20 protein-coding genes are annotated in these 24,828 nt (G+C 64.7%); 13 read left to right on the top strand and 7 right to left on the bottom strand.

What is annotated here, in order from left to right; genetic code table 11:
- Window positions 1-3: 3 nt before the first annotated feature.
- Both LLJ08_RS05225 and LLJ08_RS05220 read left to right on the top strand, forming a co-directional pair.
- Window positions 4-822, top strand: coding sequence for a polyphosphate kinase 2 family protein (locus LLJ08_RS05225; protein ID WP_228208384.1), 819 nt, complete (start codon window positions 4-6; stop codon window positions 820-822).
- Window positions 819-1,664, top strand: coding sequence for a DUF4344 domain-containing metallopeptidase (locus LLJ08_RS05220; RefSeq protein WP_228208383.1), 846 nt, complete (start codon window positions 819-821; stop codon window positions 1,662-1,664). The genes LLJ08_RS05225 and LLJ08_RS05220 overlap by 4 nt, the downstream gene beginning before the upstream one ends.
- A 7-nt stretch (window positions 1,665-1,671) precedes the next feature.
- Here LLJ08_RS05220 and LLJ08_RS05215 read toward each other — a convergent pair whose 3' ends face one another.
- Window positions 1,672-2,610, bottom strand: coding sequence for a glutathione S-transferase family protein (locus LLJ08_RS05215; protein ID WP_228208382.1), 939 nt, complete (start codon window positions 2,608-2,610; stop codon window positions 1,672-1,674).
- 103 nt (window positions 2,611-2,713) lie between these two features.
- On the bottom strand, window positions 2,714-2,989 hold the full coding sequence (locus LLJ08_RS05210) for a GIY-YIG nuclease family protein (RefSeq protein WP_003284707.1): 276 nt from the start codon (window positions 2,987-2,989) through the stop codon (window positions 2,714-2,716).
- A 168-nt stretch (window positions 2,990-3,157) separates the two neighbouring features.
- Here LLJ08_RS05210 and mltF point away from each other — a divergent pair, with 168 nt between their 5' ends.
- Window positions 3,158-4,618 (top strand): membrane-bound lytic murein transglycosylase MltF, encoded by a 1,461-nt coding sequence (gene mltF, locus LLJ08_RS05205; protein WP_023444151.1) that lies wholly within the window; start codon window positions 3,158-3,160, stop codon window positions 4,616-4,618.
- Window positions 4,619-4,636: 18 nt separating this feature from the next.
- On the opposite strand, the gene LLJ08_RS05200 is transcribed toward mltF, so the two are convergent.
- Window positions 4,637-7,354, bottom strand: coding sequence for an HAD-IC family P-type ATPase (locus LLJ08_RS05200; protein ID WP_228208381.1), 2,718 nt, complete (start codon window positions 7,352-7,354; stop codon window positions 4,637-4,639).
- A gap of 206 nt (window positions 7,355-7,560) precedes the next feature.
- On the opposite strand from LLJ08_RS05200, the gene LLJ08_RS05195 reads away from it, so the two are divergent.
- The 8 genes from LLJ08_RS05195 (at window position 7,561) to guaD (ending at window position 18,556) form a co-directional block, all read left to right on the top strand.
- On the top strand, window positions 7,561-8,241 hold the full coding sequence (locus tag LLJ08_RS05195) for an SDR family oxidoreductase (protein ID WP_228208380.1): 681 nt from the start codon (window positions 7,561-7,563) through the stop codon (window positions 8,239-8,241).
- A 198-nt stretch (window positions 8,242-8,439) separates the two neighbouring features.
- Window positions 8,440-9,795 carry an 8-oxoguanine deaminase gene (locus LLJ08_RS05190; protein WP_228208379.1) on the top strand — a complete coding sequence of 452 codons (1,356 nt, stop codon included), beginning with the start codon at window positions 8,440-8,442 and terminating at the stop codon, window positions 9,793-9,795.
- 203 nt (window positions 9,796-9,998) lie between these two features.
- Window positions 9,999-11,090, top strand: coding sequence for a BMP family ABC transporter substrate-binding protein (locus tag LLJ08_RS05185; RefSeq protein WP_014819430.1), 1,092 nt, complete (start codon window positions 9,999-10,001; stop codon window positions 11,088-11,090).
- A gap of 138 nt (window positions 11,091-11,228) precedes the next feature.
- Window positions 11,229-12,203, top strand: a complete 975-nt coding sequence (locus tag LLJ08_RS05180) for a 2-oxoglutarate and iron-dependent oxygenase domain-containing protein (protein ID WP_228208378.1) — start codon at window positions 11,229-11,231, stop codon at window positions 12,201-12,203.
- Window positions 12,204-12,364: 161 nt separating this feature from the next.
- On the top strand, window positions 12,365-13,816 hold the full coding sequence (gene xdhA, locus LLJ08_RS05175; protein ID WP_228208377.1) for a xanthine dehydrogenase small subunit: 1,452 nt from the start codon (window positions 12,365-12,367) through the stop codon (window positions 13,814-13,816).
- Entirely contained in the window at window positions 13,809-16,205 is a 2,397-nt protein-coding gene (xdhB, locus tag LLJ08_RS05170) for a xanthine dehydrogenase molybdopterin binding subunit (protein ID WP_228208376.1), read from the top strand. The genes xdhA and xdhB overlap by 8 nt, the downstream gene beginning before the upstream one ends.
- 113 nt (window positions 16,206-16,318) lie before the next feature.
- Window positions 16,319-17,167, top strand: coding sequence for a xanthine dehydrogenase accessory protein XdhC (gene xdhC / locus LLJ08_RS05165; RefSeq protein ID WP_228208375.1), 849 nt, complete (start codon window positions 16,319-16,321; stop codon window positions 17,165-17,167).
- Window positions 17,168-17,248: 81 nt separating this feature from the next.
- Window positions 17,249-18,556, top strand: a complete 1,308-nt coding sequence (guaD, locus tag LLJ08_RS05160; protein WP_228208374.1) for a guanine deaminase — start codon at window positions 17,249-17,251, stop codon at window positions 18,554-18,556.
- Window positions 18,557-18,729: 173 nt separating this feature from the next.
- Here guaD and LLJ08_RS05155 read toward each other — a convergent pair whose 3' ends face one another.
- The 4 genes from LLJ08_RS05155 to LLJ08_RS05140 form a co-directional block, all read right to left on the bottom strand.
- The gene (locus LLJ08_RS05155; RefSeq protein WP_228208373.1) at window positions 18,730-19,602 is read right to left on the bottom strand and encodes a metal ABC transporter substrate-binding protein; all 873 of its coding nucleotides are present in this window, start codon (window positions 19,600-19,602) and stop codon (window positions 18,730-18,732) included.
- Between the two features lie 9 nt (window positions 19,603-19,611).
- A complete protein-coding gene (locus tag LLJ08_RS05150; protein WP_228208372.1) occupies window positions 19,612-20,472 on the bottom strand; it encodes a metal ABC transporter permease in 861 nt (286 codons plus the stop codon).
- Complete coding sequence (locus LLJ08_RS05145; protein WP_228208901.1) at window positions 20,472-21,140, bottom strand: metal ABC transporter ATP-binding protein; 669 nt, start codon at window positions 21,138-21,140, stop codon at window positions 20,472-20,474. The genes LLJ08_RS05150 and LLJ08_RS05145 overlap by 1 nt, the downstream gene beginning before the upstream one ends.
- Before the next feature lie 326 nt (window positions 21,141-21,466).
- On the bottom strand, window positions 21,467-22,222 hold the full coding sequence (locus LLJ08_RS05140; RefSeq protein ID WP_041013162.1) for a GntR family transcriptional regulator: 756 nt from the start codon (window positions 22,220-22,222) through the stop codon (window positions 21,467-21,469).
- 339 nt (window positions 22,223-22,561) lie between these two features.
- Here LLJ08_RS05140 and LLJ08_RS05135 point away from each other — a divergent pair, with 339 nt between their 5' ends.
- A complete protein-coding gene (locus LLJ08_RS05135) occupies window positions 22,562-23,908 on the top strand; it encodes an NCS2 family permease (protein ID WP_228208371.1) in 1,347 nt (448 codons plus the stop codon).
- 79 nt (window positions 23,909-23,987) lie between these two features.
- A complete protein-coding gene (locus tag LLJ08_RS05130; protein WP_101274602.1) occupies window positions 23,988-24,614 on the top strand; it encodes a LysE family translocator in 627 nt (208 codons plus the stop codon).
- Window positions 24,615-24,828 lie beyond the last annotated feature (214 nt).

Genomic DNA, 24,828 nt, shown 5'->3' with positions numbered 1-24,828 from the left:
GCCATGCGCCTGGCGGACGCCGTTCTCGATGATTGCCTGTGCGACCCGGCAGCACCGCTGTCGCGCGATCCGGCGCGCTGCTACGGCCTGGACAAAGCACAGGCTCAAGCGCAGCTGGCAAGCCTGAAGGAATGGCTGCGGGTACAGCAGACCATGCTCTGGGCCAACCGCCGCGACGCCCTGCTGCTCGTGCTGCAGGGGCCGGACTGCTCCGGCAAGAACGGCGTGATCCGCCGCGTGCTGGGTGGCTTGGACCCGCTGGGGCTGTCGCCGCACAGCTTCCAGGCGCCGAGCGAAGAAGAACGTCGCCAGGACTTCCTCAGGCGCTACCGGGAGCGGCTGCCGGTGCCCGGCATGCTCGGCGTATTCAATCGCAGCTACTACGAAGCGCTGGTCAGCGATCTGCGCGACGGCCTGTGCTCGCCTGCCGACATCCCGCAGCGCCAGTCCGCAATCCTGGCTTTCGAGCGCGAGCTGCCGGCCGCCAGTATCCAGCCGCTCAAGTGTTACCTGCAGCTGTCTGCCGGCGAGCAGAAGCAGCGCTTGCATCGGCGCCTGGAGCAGCCGGAGAAGCGCTGGAAGCTGACCCTCGGCGATCTGCAGGACCACCGCAACTTCGCCCGGCAGCAGACGCAATGGGCCGAAGTGCTGCGCCACAGCCACAGCGATACGGCGCCCTGGTACGTGATACCGGCCGACCACCGCTGGCTGCGCGACCTGCTCGTGGCCAGCCTGCTCGCCCGAGAATTCGAGCGCCTGGCGCTCGACTGGCCGACACGCCCGGCGCCATTCACCCATGCCGATCTGGACAGCACGCCATGAAGCGCCTCGCTCTGCTGCCGCTGCTGCTTCTGCCGCTGCTGGCGCAGTCGCTGCAAGGCGAAACAGCACCGGAACTGTCGGTGGACGAAGTCCGCTTCACGGTCGCCAACTCCGAATTCACCCTGATGCACGAGATGGGGCACCTGCTCATCAGCGAACTGCAGCTGCCGGTGCTGGGCCGCGAGGAAGACGCCGCCGACCAGCTCGGCTTCATGGGTCTGTTCCTGTTGCAGCGGGAACAGCACCGCGACGACTTCTACGCCAAGCTGATGGATGTCGCCGATTATTGGCGTCTGGAATGGCAGCACGCGGAACGCGACGGCTCCCCGGTGCCGGTCTGGGACAGCCATGCGCTGGACGCCCAGCGCTTCTACAACATCGCCTGCCTGGCCTACGGCAGCGACCCGGATCGGCTCGACTGGGTGCTGGAAGTCAGCGGTTTGCCGGTGGAACGCGCGCTGTACTGTCCCGAGGAATACGAACAGGCGGCCCACGCAGTGCAGTGGTTTCGCGAGCACTTCGGCCGCAGCGACGAGCGACCGGCGCGGCACCGCATTCAGGTGATCTACGACACACCCCCCGGACATCTGCCGGGTGGTGCCGAACTGCTGGAAAATATTCGCGCCAGCGGCGAGCTGGAAGCGGTCGCGGCGAAGGCCAGCGATGCCTTCGAGCTGCCCCGCGACCTGACCCTGCGCATGTCCACCTGCGGCGCGCCGGACGCCTGGTTCAACCGCATCAGCGGTGAGCTTACGCTGTGCTACGAGCGCATCGCCTACTTCCGCACGCTCGCTCGCGAGCTGCCGAAGCTGCGCGCCGGCGAATCACCGACGCCGCACTGAGGCGTCTTCAGTGCGCCTCGATGCGATAGCCGACACGCGGGAAGTGCACGTGCACGACCCCAGTGCGGTCATCGCTGCGGCGCAGGATCAGCTCTTCGCTACCGGCGAAGACCAACTCACCCTCGACCGGATCGGCGCCGTAATCCACTGCGGCGATGGCCACATTCTGCCCTTCCTGAAAACCATTCGGCTCGCTGAATGCTTCGTCCGGCAGCGGCGCAGGCTCGGCCTCCAGCGCCATGCGCAGCGCATCCTCGGCGGATAGCTCGCTGCTGGAGCCATGGCCCACGCCGAGTACCTTGCCAAGCCAGGCCGCCACCTCCGGGTAGCCATCCACCAGCGGCGCGGTGACCGGCGTTGCACGCAGGAACCACAGGCAATGCGCGACGGCGAAGTCGGCAATCGACGGCGCCGCACCAAACAGGAACTCGCCCTCCTCCCGCGCCAGCTGCTGCTGCAGGCGCGTCATGAAGGTTGGCCAATCACTCTTCGCCTGCTCCAGCGGAACGCGACTGACCGAGCCGTTGGAGAACAGCTGCGCACGGTCCTTGCTGAAGATCTGGACGAACTCCTTGGGCACCTGGGCGAAGCGGACGGCCATGGATTCGGGCTGGAACACCAGGCTCACGGCGTTCAGGAACAGCACCGAATCGGCCCACTGGGCAAGCGTCGCGGCGGTGAACTCCTGGCCTTCCGGGAACAGCGCCGGGGTGGTCTTTTCGGCCTCGAGCCGACGCGCGATCAGGGCGGTGTCGCAATAGATGTCGGCGCCGACCTGCAACACCGGCGTGCGTCGATAACCGCCGGTGAGCGCGGTCAGGTCGGGCTTGGGCATGACCGGAGGGATCATTACCGAGCGCCAGGACAGCTGCTTGAACCCCAGCATCAGGCGCGCCTTTTCGGCAAAGGGCGAGGTGGGATAGTGGTGCAGGATCAGCTCGTGCATGACAGGCTCCGCCAGAGGTCTCGAGATGGGGCGTCGCCCCGTTGGAAGAGCATCAGCTTAGACGCTCCGCTCCACCGAGCCTACCGGCTGATTGGTGCGTCATTCACGCAACGGGGCTGGCCAGGCTCACCAGGCGTTCCTTGGCACGCTTGTCCAGTCGCTTGATGGCGATCTCGCGACGCAACGCATCGCCCTTGCTGGCGCAAGTCTCGACATAGACCAGCGCCTGCGCCGGACTGGAGTGAAAGAAACGCGCCCCGCGCCCGCGCTGGTGCTCGGCGAAACGACGCTGCGCATCGTCGCTGATACCGCAGTACAGCGCACCGTTGGCGGCGCGCACCAGATAGACGAACCAGGGCTTGGGCTGAACCTCGGTCATGTTTCGCAAAACTCTCGGAGTCGGTGGCGGCACGGGCCGGCATTATGCCGAACTTGCGCGCCACGGTCGTTTGGCAGCATTACCCTGCCGTAGGAAGGTGCTCGCTTAGCAGAGAGCCCGACCGCTGTCCAGATATGGTGGCGGTTCGCCTTTGCGTATACTGCGCCGATGTTTGCCCAAACCGTGTTCCGCAAGCGCTGCGCCATCTGGCTGTTGGCGACCGGACTCTTCCTGATGCTCAGCAGCTGCGCCGAGAAGCCCAGCGAGCTTGAGCGTATACAGGAGGAAGGCGTACTGCGCGTGATCACCCGCAACAGCCCTTCCACTTATTTCCAGGACCGCAACGGCGAAGCCGGCTTCGAGTACGAGCTGGCCAAGCGCTTCGCCAGCAATCTCGGCGTCGAGCTGCAGATCGAAACCGCCGACAACATCGAAGACATTTTCAACCGTCTCAACCGGCCCGGCGGCCCGGCGCTCGCCGCCGCCGGCCTGGTCGCCAGCGAAGGCCGACGGGAACTGGCACGCTTCACCCGCTCCTATCTGGACGTCACCACCCAGGTCGTCTACCGCAGCGGCCAGCGCCGTCCGACCAGCCCCAAGGACCTGATCGGCAAGCGCATCCTCGTGCTCAAAGGCAGTAGCCAGGCTGAGAAGCTCGCCACGCTGCAGGCCGAATATCCCGACCTGCGCTACGAAGAATCCGACGCCGTGGAAGTGGTCGACCTGCTGCGCATGGTCGACGAGGGGCAGATCGACCTGACCCTGGTGGAATCCAACGAGATGTCCATGAACCAGGTGTACTTCACCAACATCCGCGCCGGCTTCGATGTCGGCGAGCAGAACAGCCTGGCCTGGGTCGTGGCCAAGGGCGAGGACGACAGCCTGCTCGAGGCCGCCAACTCCTTCCTCGAGCAGGCCCAGCAGAACGGCACGCTGCAGCGCCTGCGCGAACGCTACTACGGTCATGTGGACGTGCTCGGCTACGTCGGCGCCTACGCCTTCGCCAAGCATCTGCAGCAGCGTCTGCCGCGTTACGAGAAAGCCTTCCGCGAGACCGCCAGGAAACATGGCATCGATTGGCGCCTGCTGGCCGCGATCGGCTATCAGGAGTCCCACTGGCAGCCCGAGGCCACCTCCAAGACCGGCGTGCGCGGGCTGATGATGCTGACGTTGCGCACCGCCAACGCCATGGGCGTGACCAACCGCCTGGACCCGGTGCAGAGCATCCAGGGCGGCGGCAAATACCTGGTCAAGGTGCACGCAAGCCTGCCCGAAAGCGTGCAGGAACCCGATCGCACCTGGTTCGCCCTCGCTGCTTACAACGTCGGCGGAGGGCATCTCGAAGACGCCCGCAAACTCGCCGAAGCCGAGGGGCTGGACCCCAACAAGTGGCTGGACGTGAAGCAGATGCTGCCGCGCCTGGCGCAGAAGCAGTGGTACAGCAAGACCCGCTACGGCTATGCCCGCGGCGGCGAGCCGGTGCACTTCGTGGCCAACATCCGCCGCTACTACGACATCCTCACCTGGGTGACCCAGCCGCAGATGGAAGGCCAGCAGCTGGCCAAGAGCGAGCTGCATATCCCCGGCGTGCACACGACCGACCTGATGGAAGAGCTGCCGCCGCTCTGACCTTTGCGCAAGCCCGGCTCACGCCGGGCCGACGCCCATCCGACGCAACAGCGCCTTCTCGATCTCCAGAATCACCAGCACGGCCACCCCGGCCAGCACCACCAGCACACCGGTCGCCAGCGGCAACGCCTCGGACGCGAACAGCGACTGCATGAACGGCGCGTAGGTGAACATCAGCTGCAGGGCGAACACACCGAACACCGCCACCAGCACCCGCGGCGTACCCTTGACGCCCTGCACGGTGAAGGAAGGCGCCTTCAGATAACGCACGCTGAACAGATAGAACACCTCCATGCACACCAGCGTGTTGACTGCGACGGTGCGCGCCGCCTCGATCGTCGCGCCCTGCGTCAGCATCCACTGGTACATGCCGAAGATGCCGGCGAGAAACAGCGCGGAAACGAAGAAGATCCGCCAGATGACGAAGCGCGACAGCATCGGCTCGTCCGGCCGCAGCGGCGGCCTCTGCATTACATCCGCCTCGGTCGGTTCGAACGCCAGTACCATGGCCAACGCCACCGAGCTGACCATGTTGACCCACAACACCTGAACCGGCGTGATCGGCAGCGCGATGCCGAGCAGCACCGCCAGCAGCAGCGACAGCGACTCGCCGCCGTTGATCGGCAGCAGGAAGGTCACAGTCTTGCGCAGGTTGTCGTAGACGGTGCGCCCCTCTTCCACCGCATGGGCGATGGACGCGAAGTTGTCGTCCGCCAGCACGATGGCGCCGGCCTGCTTGGCCGCCTCGGTGCCCTTCATGCCCATGGCCACGCCGACATCGGCCTGCTTCAGCGCTGGCGCATCGTTGACGCCATCGCCGGTCATGGCGACCACCTCGCCATTGGCCTGCAGCGCACGCACCAGGCGCAGCTTGTGTTCCGGGCTGGCGCGGGCGAACACCCGGGCCTCGGCGACGGCCTGGCGCATGGCCGCTTCATCCATCAGCTCCAGCTCCGGCCCGGTGATCGCCTTGATGTCATCCCCCATGCCCAGCTGCCTGGCAATGGCACTGGCAGTGACGCCGTGGTCGCCGGTGATCATCACCACGCGAATGCCAGCTGCACGGCACTGCGCCACCGCACGTATCGCCTCGTCACGCGGGGGATCGATAATGCCGACCAGCCCGAGCAGGGTCAGCTCGCTGGCAACGTCGGCATGCTCGATCGCCTCCTTGCCGGCCGGCAGCCTGCGCCGCGCCAGCGCCAGCACGCGACGACCGGCCCGCGCCTGCGCCTCGACCTGTTCATGCCAGTGCGACTGATCCAGCAGCCGCTCCTGGCCGTCGGCCTCGAGCTGCCGCGCGCACATGGCCAGGATCCGTTCCGGCGCGCCCTTGACCAGCACTTCGCTGCCGCCTTCGCAGGCATGCAGGGTCGCCATGAAGCGGTGTTCCGACTCGAAGGGAATCACGTCCAGCCGCGGACGGTCGACGTGGAGGTTGGCCGGCGACAGTCCTGCTTTCATCGCCAGGGTCAGCAACGCGCCCTCGGTGGGGTCGCCGGCAAGGGTCCACAGTCCGTCCTTCTCGTGCAGGCTGGCGTCGTTGCACAGCGCCGCGGCTTCGGCAAGCGCACTGGCTGCCGGCGTGCGCGCTGCCAGCGCCGCCGGTTCGACTGCCACGCCCTCGAACCGCAACGCACCTTGCGGTGCATAGCCCGCGCCTTCGACCTCCAGTGCCTGCCCGGCGCAGATCACTTCCTGCACCGTCATCTCGTTGCGCGTCAGGGTGCCGGTCTTGTCCGAGCAGATCACCGTCACCGAGCCCAGCGTCTCCACCGCCGGCAGGCGCCGGATCACCGCATTGCGACTGGCCATACGCTGCACGCCGATGGCCAGGGTGATGGTCATGATCGCCGGCAGCCCCTCGGGGATCGCCGCGACCGAAAGCCCCACCGCCGCCATGAACATCTCGCCGGCGCCCATGCCGCGCACCAGCGTGCCGAACAGGAACAGCAGAACGCCCGCGGCCAGGATCACGGCCGTCAGCGCCCGGCCGACATCGGACATCTTGCGCAGCAGCGGCGTGGTGCCCTGTTCGACGGATTCCAGCATCGTCCCGATACGCCCGATCTCGGTCGCCGCGCCCGTGGCGACCACCACCGCACGCGCCTGGCCCTGGGTCACCAGCGTGCCGGCATAGCCCATGCAAAGCCGATCACCGATGGAAGCATCGGCGGCCACGGCCTCGACCTGCTTGTCGACTGGCACCGATTCGCCGGTCAACGCCGCCTCGTCGATACGCAGGTTGCGCGCCTGCAGCAGCCGCACGTCCGCCGGCAGGCTGTCGCCGGAAGCCAGCAGTACCACATCCCCGGGCACCAGCTCGGCGGCATCGAGGTCCTGCTGGCGACCATCGCGCAACACCACCGCGTGCGGCGCCAGCAGATGCCGAATCGCCTGCAGCGCTTTTTCCGCCTTGCCCTCCTGAACGAAGCCGATCACCACGTTGACCACCACCACCGCCAGGATCACGAAGGTGTCGACCAGATGCCCCATCAGGCCGGTTACCAGCGCCGCGGCGATCAGCACATAAAGCAGAAGATTGTTGAGATGACGCAGCAGGCGCTGCCAGACACTCGCCGGCTTGGCCTCATCGAGCCGATTGGGACCGTATTGCAGCAGGCGCTGCCGGGCCTGTTCGTGGCTGAGGCCGGCGCTCGAAGACTCCAGTTCGAGCAACGCCTCATCGCTCTGCCGAGCATGCCAGCGGTTCGACTGTGTTTGCGGGTCGGGCATTGGATCCCCCTGATCTTGATTCGATGATGCCGGAAACACCGGCAACGCTGGCCCATCAGAGCCGAAACAGCGCCCCTATGACCACCGCCGCGAAACCGCTTGCAACACTCGCACGACGACCAGATGTCGCACCCCAGCATTGCTGCACGCGCGCGTCGCAGCCGCGCTATTCTTGCCGGTCAGTCATGACCTACCGAGGACGCAGCATGCAAAAAACAGCACTCATCATCGGCGCTTCCCGCGGTCTGGGCCTCGGCCTGGCGAATCAGTTCTGCGCCGCAGGCTGGCAGGTGATCGCCACGGTGCGCAACCCGCAGCACGCCGAAGCCCTCAGCCAGATACCGCAGGTGCGCGTCGAAACGCTGGATATGGACGATGCAGGCAGCGTAGACCAGCTGGCCGCCCGCCTGGCCGGTACCAGACTCGACGTGCTATTCGTCAACGCCGGCGTCGCCGGCCCGCAGGACAAACCGGCCACGCAAGCCACTCAAACGGAAGTCGGCCAGCTGTTCTTCACCAATGCCGTCGCACCGGTGCGCCTGGCCGAGCGGTTGCTGCCGCTGGTCGATCCTGCGCAGGGCGTGATCGTCTTTATGAGTTCCATCCTCGGCAGCGTCGAAACCGGTCCGGGCATGGGCATGGACCTGTACGGCGCGAGCAAGGCCGCGCTGAATCACATGACCCGTACCTTCGTCACCGGACTGGGCGAGACCCGGCTGACCGTGTTGTCGATGCATCCCGGCTGGGTCAAGACCGACATGGGCGGCGACCAGGCTCCACTGGATGTCGAGACCAGCACGCGCGGTATGCTCGAGCAGGTTACCCAGGCCATTGGACAGGGTGGGCATCGGTATCTGGATTACCAGGGCAATCCGCTTCCCTGGTGATGACGGCCACAAGGGTTATCTCGGGAGTCGGATTGGCCGCTCCCACTACCCAACCCTTGGCAGCCCTGTGACAAACCCACCCCAAACCCTTTATCTTCCTCCCCCGGCGAGGCATCCACCGCTCCGCCTCCTGGATCAGCAGACAGGGCATAACTGAGCTGGCTACTCTGAACTCAACCATTCAGGAGAAAGCCGGCCATGGCTGCTCATCGAATCTGGATCAAGAATCCCCTCGCCCTCTTCACTGCCAACGACCAGAAAGCCCCAGGCGGACTGGTGATCAAAGACGGTGTCATCACCGAACTGCTTGCCGCCGGCGCCACGCCCACGCTGCCGGTGGATGAAACCTTCGACGCCCGTGAACACGTGGTATTGCCGGGGCTGATCAACACCCACCACCACTTCTACCAGACCCTCACCCGCGCCTGGGGGCCGGTGGTCAACGAGTCGCTGTTCAACTGGCTGCTGACCCTCTACCCGGTCTGGGCGCGGCTCACGCCGCAGGCGCTACAGCTGGCGAGCAAGGTGGCGCTGGCCGAACTGCTGCTGTCTGGTTGCACCACGGCGGCGGATCACCACTACCTGTTTCCGGGCGGGCTCGAGGATGCCATCGACATTCAGGTCGAGGCCGTCCGCGAGCTGGGCATGCGCGCCATGCTCACCCGCGGCTCGATGAACCTGTCCAAGGAAAACGGCGGCCTGCCCTGCAAGAGCGTGGTGCAGGACGCCGAGACGATTCTTGCCGACAGCGAGCGGCTGATCGATCGCTACCACGAGCGCGGCGACGGCGCGCAGATCCAGATCGCCCTGGCGCCCTGCTCGCCGTTCTCGGTCACCACCGACATCATGCGTGCCTGCGCCGAGATGGCCGAAGCGCGCGACGTACGTCTGCATACCCATCTGGCCGAAACACTCGACGAGCAGGAGTTCTGCGCGAAGCGCTTCGGCATGCGCACCGTGGACTACCTGCAGAGCGTCGGCTGGCTCGGCCCGCGAACCTGGCTGGCCCATGGCATCCATTTCAACCAGGTGGAGATTCACCGCCTGGGAGCGGCCGGGGTCGGCATCTGCCATTGTCCGAGTTCCAACATGCGCCTGGCCTCCGGCATCTGTCATACCCTGGAACTTGAGGAAAAGGGCGCCATCATCGGCCTGGGCGTCGACGGTTCGGCCTCCAACGATGCTTCCAGCATGATGCTCGAGGCGCGCCAGGCGCTGTTCATCCAGCGCCTGCGCTACGGCGCCGAGAAGATCACGCCAGAGAAGGTCCTCGGTTGGGCCACCCGCGGCTCGGCGCGCCTGCTCGGGCGCGGTGACATCGGCGAGCTGGCCGTTGGCAAGCAGGCCGACCTCGCAATGTTCAAGCTCGACGAACTGCGCTTCTCCGGCAGCCACGATCCCGTCGCCGCGCTGCTGCTGTGCGCCGCCGACCGCGCCGACCGGGTGATGGTTGGCGGCAAGTGGCGTGTCATCGACGGCCAGGTCGAAGGCCTCGACGTACAGAGGCTGATCGCCGATCACCAGCAGGCGGCCCGGCAGCTGGTAAACGGCTAATCGGCAATGATCGAGGCTTGCACCAAAGCTGGGCGCCGTGGATTACTGGCGCACCAGCGCAAGCCTCGACCAGGCATCAGCGTCGAGTCGAAGCGCCCGCAATCCGGCACAAAGAAGGTATCTGTCCAGTTGGTCAGCTTTTTGCTAACCAGCTATCAGCCAACATAGGCTCTGTAGCTAGACAAACAGGAGCGTCACCCGCCATGCAGAACAACACTCGGAAAACCCTGCTGCGTGCACTCGCCGCAGCGATCGGCTTCAGCGCCGCACTGACGACCGCCGCGGCGTCGGCCGCCGATCCGTTGAAGGTCGGCTTCGTCTACATCGGCCCGATCGGCGACCACGGCTGGACCTACCAGCACGAGCAGGGCCGCAAGTACATGGAAGAAAAACTGGGCGACAAGGTGAAGACCAGCTTCGTCGAGAACGTGCCGGAAGGCGCCGATGCCGAGCGGGTCATCCGCAACATGGCCAAGAGCGACTACGACCTGATCTTCACCACCTCCTTCGGCTACATGAACCCCACGCTGAAAGTCGCCAAGCAGTTCCCCAAGGTCACCTTCGAGCACGCCACCGGTTACAAGCAGGCGAAGAACGTCGGTACCTACCTGACCCGTTCCTATGAGGGCCGCTATGTAGGCGGCTTCCTCGCGGCGAAGATGACCAAGACCAAGAAGGTCGGCTATATCGCCTCCTTCCCGATTCCGGAAGTGATCCGCGACATCAACTCCATCCAGCTGGCGCTGGACAAGTACAACCCCGGCACCGAGATCAAGGTGGTGTGGGTCAACACCTGGTTCGATCCGGGCAAGGAAGCCGATGCCGCCAACGCGCTGATCGACCAGGGCGTCGACGTGATCTTCCAGCACACCGACAGCCCGGCGCCGATCCAGGCCGCCGAGCGTCGTGGCGTCTACTCGGTCGGTTACGCCTCGGACATGCAGCACTTCGGGCCCAAGGCCGTGCTGACCTCCATCGTCAACGACTGGGGCCCGCACTACACCAAGTCCGCCGAAGCGGTGATGGCCGGCACCTGGAAATCCGAAGACTTCTGGGGTGGTCTGGCCCAGGACAGCATCAGCCTGCCGATCAGCGATCTGGTGCCGGCCGATGTGAAGACCGAAGCCGAAGCGATCATCGCCAGCATCAAGAGCGGTGAATTCCACCCGTTCACCGGCCCGATCAAGGACCAGGCTGGGGAAGTGCGCATCGCCGAGGGCGAGACCGCCAGCATCAAGGACCTCGCTTCGATGAATTACTACGTCGAAGGCGTCAAGGCTGAAATGCCGAAGTAAGCGTTACCCGCGCCGGTCCCGCCCGGCGCACTGCGGAATCTGCGTGCCGTCCCGCCACCTGGCGAACCGCACGCAGGGGGCATTGCCCTCGAAAGCCGCCGGTACGAGAAGACCGGCGGCGCCGTACCGGAGTCAGCCATGAATTCACTGCCCATCATCGATATTTCCCCGCTCTATAACGCCGACGAGGCCGGCCACCTGGCCGTCGCCGAGGCGATCGACCGCGCCTGCCGCGAGTGGGGCTTCTTCTACATCAAGGGTTATCCGATCAGCGCCGAGCGCATCGCCACCCTCACCGACCATGCCCAGCGTTTCTTTGCGCTGCCCGCCGAAGAAAAGCTGAAGATCGACATCACCAAGAGCCGCCACCACCGCGGCTACGGTGCCGTCGCTACCGAGCAGCTCGACCCGAGCCAGCCGTGCGACCTCAAGGAAACCTTCGACATGGGTTTCCATATGCCTGCCGATCACCCCGAAGTGCTGGCCGAAAAACCACTGCGCGGGCCCAACCGTCATCCGCTCCAGATCGAAGGCTGGACCGAGCTGATGGAGGGCCATTACCGCGACATGCAGGATCTCGCCTGCACCCTGCTGCGTGCCATCGCGCTCGCCCTGGGCATCGAGCGGGACTTCTTCGACAAGCGCTTCGTCGAGCCGATCAGCGTATTCCGCATGATCCACTACCCGCCCCGGCAGACGGCCACTAGCGCCGATCAGCAAGGCGCCGGCGCGCACACCGACTACGGCTGCGTCACCCTGCTCTATCAGGACCAGGCCGGCGGCCTGCAGGTGCAGAACGTCAAGGGCGAATGGATCGACGCGCCGCCCATCGAAGGCACCTACGTGGTCAACATCGGCGACATGATGGCGCGCTGGAGCAATGATCGTTACAAGTCGACGCCACATCGCGTGATCAGCCCGCTGGGCGTGGATCGCTATTCGATGCCATTCTTCGCCGAGCCGCATCCAGACACCGAAATCAGCTGTCTGCCCGGCTGCTACAGCGACGACAACCCACCGAAATACCCCAGCACCACCTGCAGTCGGTACATGCTCTCGCGCTTCGCCGAGACCTACGCCTACCGACGGCAGAGCGAGGCCGAATCGGCCTGAGCGGGCTTTACTTGCAGTAGGAAAAACCGGGCGATGGCCACCTAGCCCTCGCCCGACCTGCGCGCGCATGCCGCATTGACTTTTGAGTCAGGAATAAGTTGACCGAAAAGTCAGATAGCGATAATTTGCGCGTCAGAACAACAACAGTCGGAGGCACCGCCTTGATCCAGTTTCTCCTCAATCGTGAGCTGCGCAGCGAGCAGACTCTCGACCCCAACACCACGGTGCTGCAGTACCTGCGCGAACACCGCGGCAAGACGGGCACCAAGGAAGGCTGTGCCTCCGGCGACTGTGGCGCCTGTACCGTTGTGGTCGGCGAACTGGTCGGCGATCGGCTGCGCTACCGCACCCTGAATTCCTGCCTGACCTTCGTCTGCGCCCTGCACGGCAAGCAACTGATCACCGTCGAAGACCTCAAGCACCAAGGTCAGCTGCACAGCGTCCAGCAGGCGATGGTCGATTGCCACGGCTCACAGTGCGGCTTCTGTACTCCCGGCTTCGTCATGAGCCTGTTCGCCTTGCAGAAGAATCGCGGCGACGGCGTGCAGACCTACGATCCACACCAGACCCACGAAGCCCTGGCCGGCAACCTCTGCCGCTGCACCGGCTATCGCCCGATCCTCGAAGCCGCCGAACAGGCCTGCGGTGCCAAGCAGCCGGACCAGTTCGATGCCCGCGAAGCCGAGACCATCGCCCAGCTGCAGCGCATCGCGCCGCGCGAAACCGCCGAACTCAGCGACGGCGAAAAGCGCAGCCTGTCGCCGCTGACCATCGCTGAGCTGGCCGAGCTGTATGCCGCCAACCCGCAAGCGCGGCTGCTCGCCGGCGGCACCGACCTGGCGCTGGAGGTCACCCAGTTCCATCGCGAGCTGCCGGTGATGATCCATGTTGGCCAGATCACCGAGATGAAGCAGGTCCAGATCACCGACCGCCATATCGAGATCGGTGCAGCCGCACCGCTGACCGACTGCTACGCCGCGCTGGCTGCCGAGTACCCGGACTTCGGCGATCTGCTGCAGCGCTTCGCCTCGCTGCAGATCCGCAATCAGGGCACGCTGGGCGGCAACATCGGCAACGCCTCGCCGATCGGCGATGCCCCACCGCTGCTGATCGCCCTGGGCGCCGAGGTCGTGCTGCGCAAGGGCGATGTCAGCCGCACCCTGCCGCTGGAAGATTACTTCCTCGACTACAAGGTCACCGCACGCCAGCCTGGCGAGTTCATCGAACAGATCATCGTGCCGCGCGCCACGCCGGATCGCCTGTTCCGCGCCTACAAGGTTTCCAAACGACTGGACGACGACATCTCGGCGGTCTGCGCCGCGTTCGATCTCAAAATCACTGATGGCATGATCGCCGATGCCCGCGTCGCCTTTGGCGGCATGGCGGCGATCCCAAAACGCGCCGCGGCCTGCGAGGCGACCCTGAACGGCGCGCCGTGGAACCAGCAAACCGTGGAGGCGGCCTGCGATGCGCTGGCCGAGGACTTCACGCCGCTGACCGATTTCCGCGCCAGCCGCGAATATCGCCTGCTGGTCGCGCAGAACCTGCTGCGTAAATGCTTCCTCGAACAACACGCACCGAAAACCGAAACGAGGGTGACCGCTTATGTCTAACCACGTAACCACCCGCACTCAGGAAGAAATCGCGGCGCTGTTTACCGAGGATCTGGTCACCGGCGTCGGCAAGAGCGTCAAGCACGACAGCGCGCCCAAGCACGTCTCGGGCGAGGCGGTGTACGTCGACGACCGCCTGGAGTTTCCCAACCAGCTGCATATCTATGCCCGCATGAGCGACCGGGCCCACGCCCGCATCGTCCGCATCGACACGGCGCCGTGTTATGAAGTGCCGGGCGTCGCGATTGCCATCACTGCTCAGGATGTACCCGGGCAGCTGGATATCGGCGCTGTATTGCCCGGCGATCCACTGCTGGCCGACGGCAAGGTCGAGTACATCGGCCAGCCGGTGATCGCCGTCGCGGCCGACAGCCTGGAGACCGCACGTAAGGCGGCCATGGCCGCGATCATCGAATACGAAGACCTGGAGCCGGTACTCGACGTGGTCGAGGCGCTGCACAAGAAGCACTTCGTGCTCGACAGCCACACCCACAAGCGTGGTGACTCGGCCACCGCCCTGGCCAGCGCGCCGCGTCGGCTGCAGGGTTCGCTGCACATCGGCGGGCAGGAGCACTTCTACCTGGAGACCCAGGTGTCCTCGGTCATGCCCACCGAAGACGGCGGCATGATCGTCTACACCTCGACGCAGAACCCCACCGAGGTGCAGAAGCTCGTCGCTGAAGTGCTCGGCGTTTCGATGAACAAGATCGTCATCGACATGCGTCGCATGGGCGGCGGCTTCGGCGGCAAGGAAACCCAGGCAGCCGGCCCGGCATGCATGTGCGCAGTGATCGCGCACCTCACCGGCCGCCCGACCAAGATGCGTCTGCCACGCATGGAAGACATGACCATGACCGGCAAGCGTCACCCGTTCTACGTCGAATACGACGTCGGCTTCGATGACGAAGGCCTGCTGCACGGTATCGAGATCGATCTCGCCGGCAACTGCGGCTATTCGCCGGACCTCTCCGGCTCCATCGTCGACCGCGCCATGTTCCACTCCGACAACGCCTACTACCTGGGCGACGCCACCATCAATGGCCATCGCTGCAAGACCAACCTCGCCTCGAACACCGCCTACCGCGGCTTCGGCGGCCCACAGGGCATGGTCGCCATCGAGGAGATCATGGACGCGGTGGCCCGCGAGCTGGGCAAGGACCCGCTCGAGGTGCGCAAGCGCAACTACTACGGCAAGACCGAGCGCAACGTCACCCACTACTACCAGACCGTCGAGCACAACATGCTCGAGGAGATGACCGCCGAGCTGGAAGCCAGCAGCGACTATGCAAAGCGACGCGAAGATATCCGCGCGTTCAATGCCGCAAGCCCGATCCTGAAGAAGGGCCTGGCGCTGACGCCGGTGAAGTTCGGCATCAGCTTCACCGCCAGCTTCCTCAACCAGGCCGGCGCGCTGGTGCACGTCTACACCGACGGCAGCATCCACCTGAACCACGGTGGCACCGAGATGGGCCAGGGCCTGAACACCAAGGTCGCGCAGGTGGTGGCCGAGGTGTTCCAGGTGGATATCGAGCGCATTCAGATCACCGCCACCAATACCGACAAGGTGCCCAACACCTCGCCGACGGCGGCCTCCAGCGGTGCCGACCTCAACGGCAAGGCGGCGCAGAACGCGGCGCAGACCATCAAGCAGCGACTGGTGGAGTTCGCCGCGCGCAAGTGGCAGATATTCGAAGAAGACATCGAGTTCAAGAATGGCCAGGTGCGCCTGCGCGACCAGTACATCAGCTTCGATGAGCTGATCCAGCAGGCCTACTTCGGCCAGGTTTCGCTGTCGTCCACCGGTTTTTACCGCACTCCGAAGATCTACTACGACCGCAGCCAGGCGCGCGGGCGGCCGTTCTACTACTTCGCCTATGGCGCTGCCTGTTCGGAAGTGATCGTCGATACCCTGACCGGCGAATACAGGATGCTGCGCAGCGACATCCTGCATGACGTCGGCGCCTCGCTGAACCCGGCCATCGATATCGGACAGGTCGAAGGCGGCTTCGTCCAGGGTCTGGGCTGGCTGACCATGGAAGAGCTGGTCTGGAACGACAAGGGCAAGCTGATGACCAACGGCCCGGCCAGCTACAAGATCCCGGCGGTAGCGGACATGCCGCTGGATCTGCGGGTCAAGCTGGTGGAGAACCGCAAGAACCCCGAAGACACCGTGTTCCACTCCAAGGCAGTCGGCGAGCCGCCGTTCATGCTCGGCATCTCGGTCTGGTGCGCGATCAAGGATGCCGTCGCCAGCCTGGCCGACTACCGGGCGCAGCCGCAGATCGATGCTCCGGCGACGCCCGAGCGCGTGCTCTGGGGCGTGGAGCAGATGCGCAAGTTGAAGCAGGCGGCGAGCACGTCTGCGGCAACGCAGACGACCCCGGCCTGACGTAGGGTGGACAACGCTGTGCTTGTCCACCATCGACACAACTTGATCGTTTTCGTGGAAGACGCTTCGCGGTTTTCCACGGGGCGGCCACCCGCACTACGAGGGACACAGACATGAGCAACACGGCCTGGATCGAAGCACTCGCCGACCTGCAACAACAAGGCGAACCCTGCGTGCTGGTGACCATCATCGAGGAACGCGGCTCCACGCCGCGCAATGCCGGCTCGAAGATGGTGGTCAGCCGCGAGCGCCTGTACGACACCATCGGCGGCGGCCATCTGGAATACAAGGCGCAAGAGATCGCCCGCGAGATGCTGGAAAAACGCAGCCGCGACACCCGCCTCGAGCGTTTCTCCCTCGGCGCCAGCCTCGGACAGTGCTGCGGTGGCGCCACGGTGCTGCTGTTCGAGCCCATGGGCCAGCCGCAGGCGCATATCGCCGTGTTCGGTGCCGGGCATGTAGGGCGCGCGCTGGTGCCGCTGCTGGCCAGCCTGCCGTGCAAGGTGCGCTGGATCGATTCGCGCGATAACGAATTCCCCGCCGAGATTCCGCGCGGCGTGGAAAAGGTGGTCAACGACGATGTGGTCGAGGAAGTGGATAACATGCCCGCCGGCAGCTACTTCATCGTCATGACCCACAATCATCAGCTCGACCTAGAGCTGACCGCCGCGATCCTCTCGCGCAACGATTTCACCTACTACGGGCTGATCGGCTCGAAGAGCAAACGCGCCAGATTCGAACATCGCCTGCGTGACCGCGGCTTCCAGCCGGAAACCGTACAGCGCATGCGCTGCCCGATGGGCATCGCCGAGGTGAAAGGCAAATTGCCGGTCGAGATTGCCGTGTCCATCGCTGGCGAAGTGATCGCCACCTACAACGCCAGCTTTGGTGAGAAAGCCGAGGACGGTGAAAAGCCGGTACCGATGCTGGTCCCTGCTTCGCGCCGCGCCCAGACAAACTGACCGAGCTTATGGCAGGCACGCCTTCGGCGGCGGCCTGCCATGTCGACGCATCACCCTCATACAAGGATTTCGAGAGTCACCATGCCAAGCACCAAAGCCTACCGTGCCGCCCTGCTCCACTGCCTCGCCGACCCGCGCGACGTGGGCATCGAGCAAGCCCATGAATATTTCGAGGACGGCCTGCTGGTCGTCGAGGACGGCAAGGTCGCGCGCATCGGCCACGCCGCCGAGCTGCTGCCGACCCTGGCGGCCGGCACAGAGATAGTCGAATACCCGGATGCGCTGATTACCCCTGGCTTCGTCGATACCCATATCCACTACCCGCAGGTCGGCGTCATCGGCTCCTACGGCGCGCAGCTGCTCGACTGGCTGGAAACCTACACCTTCCCCAACGAGGGCCGTTTCAGCGACATAGCGCATGCCCGCGAGCAGGCCGAACTGTTTCTCGGCGAGCTGCTGCGCAACGGCACCACCACCGCGCTGGTGTTCGGCACGGTGCACAAGCAGTCGGTGGACGCCTTCTTCGAGGCCTGCGAGATGCGCAATCTGCGGATGATCGCCGGCAAGGTGCTGATGGACCGCAACGCCCCGGACTTCCTCACCGACACCGCCGAGTCCGGCTATGCCGACAGCCGCGAGCTGATCGAGCGCTGGCACGGCAAGGGCCGTCTGCACTACGCCGTCACTCCACGCTTCGCCCCGACCAGCACGCCGGAGCAGCTCACCCTGGCCGGCAAGCTGTTCGCCGAATTCCCCGACCTGTACATGCACACCCACATCTCCGAGAACAAGCAGGAGGTCGAATGGGTCAAGGAGCTGTTCCCCGAGCGCAAGGGCTATCTGGACGTCTATGACCACCACGGCCTGATCGGCCCGCGCTCGGTGTTCGCCCACGGCGTTCACCTGTGCGACGACGAGTGCAAGCGCCTCGGCGAGACCGGTTCGGCCGTTGCCTTCTGCCCCACTTCCAACCTGTTTCTCGGCAGCGGCCTGTTCGATCTGGCCAAGGTGGAAGGCTTTGGCGTGCGCGTCGGCCTGGGCACGGATGTCGGCGGCGGCACCAGCTTCTCGCAGCTCGCCAGCCTCAACGAGGCGTACAAGGTGCTGCAGCTGCAGGGCCAGAAGCTCGATGCGTTCAAGGCGCTGTATCTGGCCACCCTTGGCGGCGCACGCGCGCTCTATCTGGACGACAAGATCGGCAATCTGCAGCCGGGCAAAGATGCCGACTTCGTGGTGCTCGACTACAAGGCAACGCCGCTGATCGACTATCGCCTGAGCCAGGCGACAACGCTGCAGGAAAAGCTCTTCGCCCTGATGATCCTCGGCGACGACCGCGCGGTGAAGGAGACCTTCGCCGCCGGGGTTTCAGTGCACCGAAAGATTCGCTGAACATCAGCTCGCGAACGTAATCATCAACAGTAGTTGATGCATGCCTGTTGAACGCGTGGATCGGTGAAGCGTGATCCACCCTACGGCTCGGAGCCAAAACCGCGGCCCGTAGGGTGGATGTCGCTTTTCACATCCACCGCCGGATCGCACGGATCGACGACTCGCGTTCGACCTTACGGTTTGAGCGCGGCCATCAGCGTATCGATGTTGTGCTCGAACATCCCGAGATAGGTGCTGGCCGGCCCTGCGCTGGCCAGCGCATCCGAATACAGCGTACCGCCGACCTTGGCGCCGGCCTCGTCGGCGATCTGTCGGATCAGCCGCGGATCACGGATGTTCTCCACGAACACCGCTCGCACCCCTTCACTGCGTATCTGCCGGATCAGGGCCGCTACCTCGGCCGCCGAAGGCTCGTCATGGGTGGACAGTCCCTGCGGCGCGATGAACTTCAGCTGCCAGGCCTGCCCCAGGTAGCCGAAGGCGTCATGGCTGGTCACCACCTTGCGCTGACTGGGCGGCAAGCTCGCAATCTGCGCGTCGGCTTTCTTCAGCAATGCGTGCAGGCGCGTCAGGTAGGCATCGCGGCGCTCGATGTAGACATTGAGGTTGGCCGGGTCCAGTTCGCCAAGTGCGTTGGCGATATTGCGCACATAGATTTCGGCATTGGTCAGGCTCTGCCACGCATGAGGGTCAGGAACCGCCTCGCCATCTTCATCCAGCACCAGCGGAACGACACCCGCGCTGGCGTCGATGCGCTTGCCCTTGGGCTCGCTGCTGACCAGCAGCCGCTCCAGCCAGGGTTCGAAGCCCAGGCCATTGGCGACGATCAGGTCGGCGCGCAACAGAGCCTTGGCGTCGTCCGGGCTGGGCTCGTAGACATGAGCATCGGCATCGGCGTCGACCAGGTTGGTGAGCTCGATATGCTCGCCACCCACCTCGCGGGTCAGGTCGGCGAGGATGCTGAAGCTCGTCACCACCTGCAGTTTTTCAGCGGCTTGCAGTGAGAGCGGGAGCCACAGGGCCAGCGCGATAAGTAGGGAACGCATGTGTATACCTCAAACGGTGACGGGGAAAGGGGGCGAGCGCAGCAGGCCATTTACCGGGCCCGCCACCAGCGAGAACAGATAGAAAGCGCCGGTCAGCAGCACGATGCACGGCCCGCTGGGCAAGCTGGCGTAGAAGGAAAGAACCAGACCGAACCATACGCACACCGCACCGATCAGCGCGGCAAGCGGTAGCAGGATCAACAACCGTCGGCTCCAGAAGCGCGCGGCGGCAGCCGGCAGCATCATCAGCCCCACCACCATCAACGCGCCGATGGCCTGGAAACCGATCACCAGATTGAGTACCACCAGCGTCAGAAACGCGGCATGCGCCAGTGGGCCGAAGCGGCTGATGCTGCGCAGGAACAGCGGATCGAGGCTGTCCAGCGCCAGGGCGCGATAGCTCAGCGCAAGCACCACCAGACTGAACACCGAGGTGCCGAGCATGCCGTACAGGGTCGCGGTATCGACCGCCAACGCCGAGCCGAACAACAGGTGAAGCAGATCCAGCTTGCGCCCGGCCAGACCAAGGAGCAGCACGCCGCTGGCCAGCGAAATCGGATACAGCGCGGCCAGGCTAGCGTCCTCGCGTAGCCCGGTGCGCCGTGTGACCCAGGCCGCTGCGCCCGCCATACCGAGACCGGCGACCAAGCCGCCCGCGGTCAATGCTGGCAGGCTCAAGCCGAACAGCCAGAACGCCAATGCTGCACCGGGCAGGATGCCGTGGGCGATGGCATCACCGATCAGACTCATTCGACGCAGAATCAGAAATACGCCCAGCGGCCCCGCGCTGCAGGCAAGCGCAACGCCGCCAAACAGCGCCCGGCGCATAAAGGCGAACTCGCCGAACGGCGCCCAGAGCAGGTCCGGCATCACGCGACCTGCCCGAGCCGTTGCCGCTCGGCTGCGAACTGCCGGATCGGCGCCTTGATGCAGCCGCTGCGAGCGATCAGCAACCCATCACAGTGGTGATGAGTCAGCCCGACTAGGTTATGGCTGACCAGTACCAGCGTCCTCCCTTCGCGCTGCCAACGCTCGATGTGCTGCCAGAGCAAGCCCAGGCCGACATCGTCCAGCGCCGCTTCGGGCTCGTCGAGCAACAGCACCTGAGCATCGGTCAAGCTCAGCCGTGCCAGTAAGGCGCGCTGCAGCTCGCCGCCGGACAATGCATGCAGCCCCTGGGTTTGCAGATCGAGCAGCCCCCAATCCGCCAACGTCTGGCGCAGCCGCGCCCGACGCTCGTCACGCCCGAGCCGGCTGCACCAGAAACCGGCGCTCACCAGTTCGGCAAGTCGGATCGGAAACTGCCTATCCACATGCTGCTGTTGCGGTAGATAAGCCACCCCGCCCATGCGCGGTACGCGCATATCGACCCGCCCAGCCAGCGGCCGATCCAACCCGGCCAACACCTTGAGCAGGCTGCTCTTGCCCGATCCGTTGCTGCCGATGACAGCGGTCAGGCTGCCCGCAGCCAACTGCAGATCCAATGGCGGCGTGAGCGGCCTACCCGAGCCCCATTGCAGGCCGTGGCATTCGATCATCGTTACCTCGGTGTTCAGGATTCCAAACCAGACAATGCGCACCGCTCGCCTCCGATAAACAGGAACAAGAGACGCCAATGCGCAACATGTAATAGTTATAACATAACACTAACGAGATAAATTCAAGCCGATTCACTGAACAGCGCGGCTATGCGCATCGGATCGGAGTCGGGAAGCGTACTGATGCCGTGATCAGTGCTGAATCGGGTTGCAGCGGGCGGTCCTGGCGGGCGATCGGCGCTGGCAGGCCGCCATGGCTCTGCCGCCACCGCGGCAGGTGATGACCGACGGCGCTGACTCAGAACGAGTCAGCGCGCGGGGCAGCGCTAGCGAGCCGTGCGAGGCTTCTTCTTCGCCAGGCCCAGGTGCGAGAAGACCGCATGCAGATCACCCGAGGCGCTGTCTTCCTCGAGGTTGAGCTTGCTGTCGATGTGGTCCATGTGGTGCATCATCAAGCGCACCGCCTTGTCACTGTCGCGGGCAGCGATGGCGTCGATCAATTCATTGTGTTCGTCGTACGAGCAGTGCGAGCGATTGCCGCTTTCATACTGGGCGATGATCAGCGAGGTCTGCGAAACCAGGCTGCGCTGGAAGCTCACCAGCGGCGCGTTCTTCGCCGCCTCCGCCAGCTTGAGGTGAAATTCGCCGGACAGGCGGATGCCCGCCCCGCGATCGCCTCGGTCGAAGCAATCACGCTCATCAGTCACCATCTGCCGCAGCTCGGCGAGTTGCGCGTCGCTGGCGTGCTGCACGGCCAGTTCGGTGATGGCCTTTTCCACCAGACGGCGGGCGAAGAAGATCTGCCGCGCTTCTTCAACGCTCGGACTGGCCACCACCGCGCCGCGATTGGGCCGCAGCAGCACCACCCCTTCATGGGCCAGACGCGACAGCGCGCGGCGGATGATGGTGCGGCTGACGCCGAATATCTCGCCTAGCGCCTCTTCGCTGAGCTTGGTCCCCGGCGCCAGACGCTGCTCGAGGATGGCATCGAAGATGTGCGCATAAACGATATCGTCCTGCGTCCCGGTGCGAGTCTTGCCGGTCTTGGTCGGCTTCTTCAGGGGCTGCAACTGTTCGTTCATCGATGGCTCGCAAATGAGGTGTCGGCAACGCCGAACTTTACTGGGTTCGCGCCGCTACTGGCAGTTCGCTGGACAAATAAATACGCTGAAACGCCGTTAATCTTGTGCACAATTCACAGCCTCAAGTTTTCCTACGCGCAAATCCGTCAGCGCGCACAGGCCACGCGCATTCAGCGAGATCACCGATTTATTGTTTGCAATTCTTGTATACAAAAGCATAATCCGGAAAGCCTTTCTGACCTTTCGGTCAACTACCGATGCAGATGGCCCACCATCACCCGCCCCTCGGGAGTACTCACGCTCCGGGTGATCGACAACAAGAACGATGAGGAACGCCCAGTGGAAAGCATCAAGCGCAAGCCCCAGGCAGCACCCTTGCAGCGCACCGCCCCCGTTTGGCTGGACCGCCTGTTCAAGCTCAGCGAACACCGCACCAGTATCCGCACCGAACTGCTCGCCGGCCTGACGACCTTCGTCACCATGGCCTACATCATCTTCGTCAACCCGAACATCATGGCCGACGCTGGCATCGACCACGGCGCTGCCTTCGTTGCCACCTGCATCGGCGCGGCGCTCGGCTGCCTGTTGATGGGGCTGTACGCCAACTGGCCGGTGGGCCTCGCGCCAGGCATGGGCCTCAACGCCTTCTTCACCTACACGGTGGTCGGCGAGATGGGCTACAGCTGGGAGATCGCGCTCGGCGCGGTGTTCATCTCCGGCGTGCTGTTCATGATCATGAGCCTGTCGCGCATCCGCGAATGGCTGCTCAACAGCATCCCCATGAGCCTGCGCTTCGCCATGGGCGCTGGCGTCGGCCTGTTCCTCGGCCTGATCGGCCTGAAGACCGCCGGCATCGTCGTCGATAGCTCGGCAACATTGCTGACCATGGGCTCGTTCGCCGAGCCGTCGGCGTTGCTGGCCGCGGTGTGCTTCCTGATGATCGCCGTACTCAGCCACCGCAATGTCTTCGGCGCGATCCTGGTCAGCATGCTCGCGGTCACCGGTATCGGCTGGGCGCTTGGTCTGGTCGAGTACAACGGCCTGGTGTCGATGCCGCCGAGCCTGGCGCCAACCTGGCTGGCCATGGATATCGCCGGCGCGCTCAACGTGGCGATGGTCAGCGTGATCCTCGCCTTCCTCTTCGTGAACATGTTCGACACCGCCGGCACCCTGATGGGCGTCGCCCACCGTGCCAACCTGGTCAATGAAGACGGCAAGATCGAGAACCTCTCCCGCGCGCTGAAGGCCGACAGCAGCTCCAGCGTGGTCGGCGCCTTCGTCGGTTGCCCGCCAGTGACCAGCTACGTGGAAAGCGCCGCGGGCGTCGCCGCCGGCGGCCGCACCGGGCTGACCGCAGTGACCGTCGGCGTGCTGTTCCTGATTGCGATGTTCTTCGCCCCGCTGGCCGGCATGATTCCCGCCTATGCCACCGCCGGCGCGCTGATCTACGTGGCGATGCTGATGATGAGCGGCCTGGCGAATATCGACTGGAAGGACCACACCGACACCATCCCGGCCATCGTCACCGTGGTGATGATGCCGCTGTCCTTTTCCATCGCCAACGGTATCGCCCTGGGCTTCTTGACCTACGCGACGCTCAAGCTGTTGACTGGCCAGCGCGACAGGGTATCGATCAGCCTGTATGTGTTGTGCGTGATATTCATCGCCAAGTTCGCGTTTCTCTGAACCGGGCCGGCAGCGCCCGGCTCACCTACGGCCCCACTGCTTCGCAGTGGGGCTTTTGCATTGGCTGAAGGAGGCCGTCATGACCCTGGAAATATGGCTGTTGTTCGCCGGTGCGGCGCTGGTGGTGATCCTGATCCCCGGGCCGCTGTCGTTACTGATGATCAGCAACAGCCTGAACTACGGAGTGCGCCGCTCCTGGCCGGCCTTCCTGGGCGGTGTGACAGCTTCCATCGCCCTGCTCAGCGCCTCGGCGCTGGGGCTTGGCGCGCTCCTGATGGCCTCGGAGCGGCTGTTCAGCACGCTCAAGCTGGTCGGTGCCCTGTACCTGTTCTACCTCGCCTGGCAGAGCTGGAAGGAAGCCCGTCGCACACCCGCCGCCCACGAGATCGAAAGCCCCGCCCTCGCCCCACGTTTCAGTCGATTGTTCGGCCGGGCGTTCATCCTTGGTGGCAGCAATCCAAAGGACATTCTCTTCTTTGCTGCCTTTCTGCCGCAGTTTCTCAGCGCGGGGCAGCCTTTGCTGCCGCAGCTGTTGGTGATGATCCTTACCTGGGCCGTGCTCGATCTGCTCTGCAAGCTGGCCTACGGGTTGGGCGCGCAGGGGACGGCACGTTACCTGCGCACCGGGAAGGGGCATGTGTGGTTCAACCGGGCCAGCGCGGCGCTGTTTGGGGGCGCGGGGGCGGCGTCTTTGATGAGCCGGTAGCGCTCTGCAGCTAACCCCTTAGCCAGGCTCCTGGCAGAGGCATTGGTTCCGCCCTGCTGGCAATTCACTTTTTCCAGTCGCGGAAGATGAACGTTGCCTGCCAGGCCGTGCAAGTAGGAGCAAGCAATGCGCGTTTTCTTTCGTCACTTAGAAGTCATAGGCGACTCGAACACTGAGGCCCGTCAGCAGGCCGAGCGTAATCGTCATGGAAGGG

The sequence above is a fragment of the Stutzerimonas chloritidismutans genome (assembly GCF_020783375.1).
GTDB lineage: Bacteria > Pseudomonadota > Gammaproteobacteria > Pseudomonadales > Pseudomonadaceae > Stutzerimonas > Stutzerimonas kunmingensis.
This window is presented reverse-complemented; position numbering and strand designations above follow the sequence as displayed.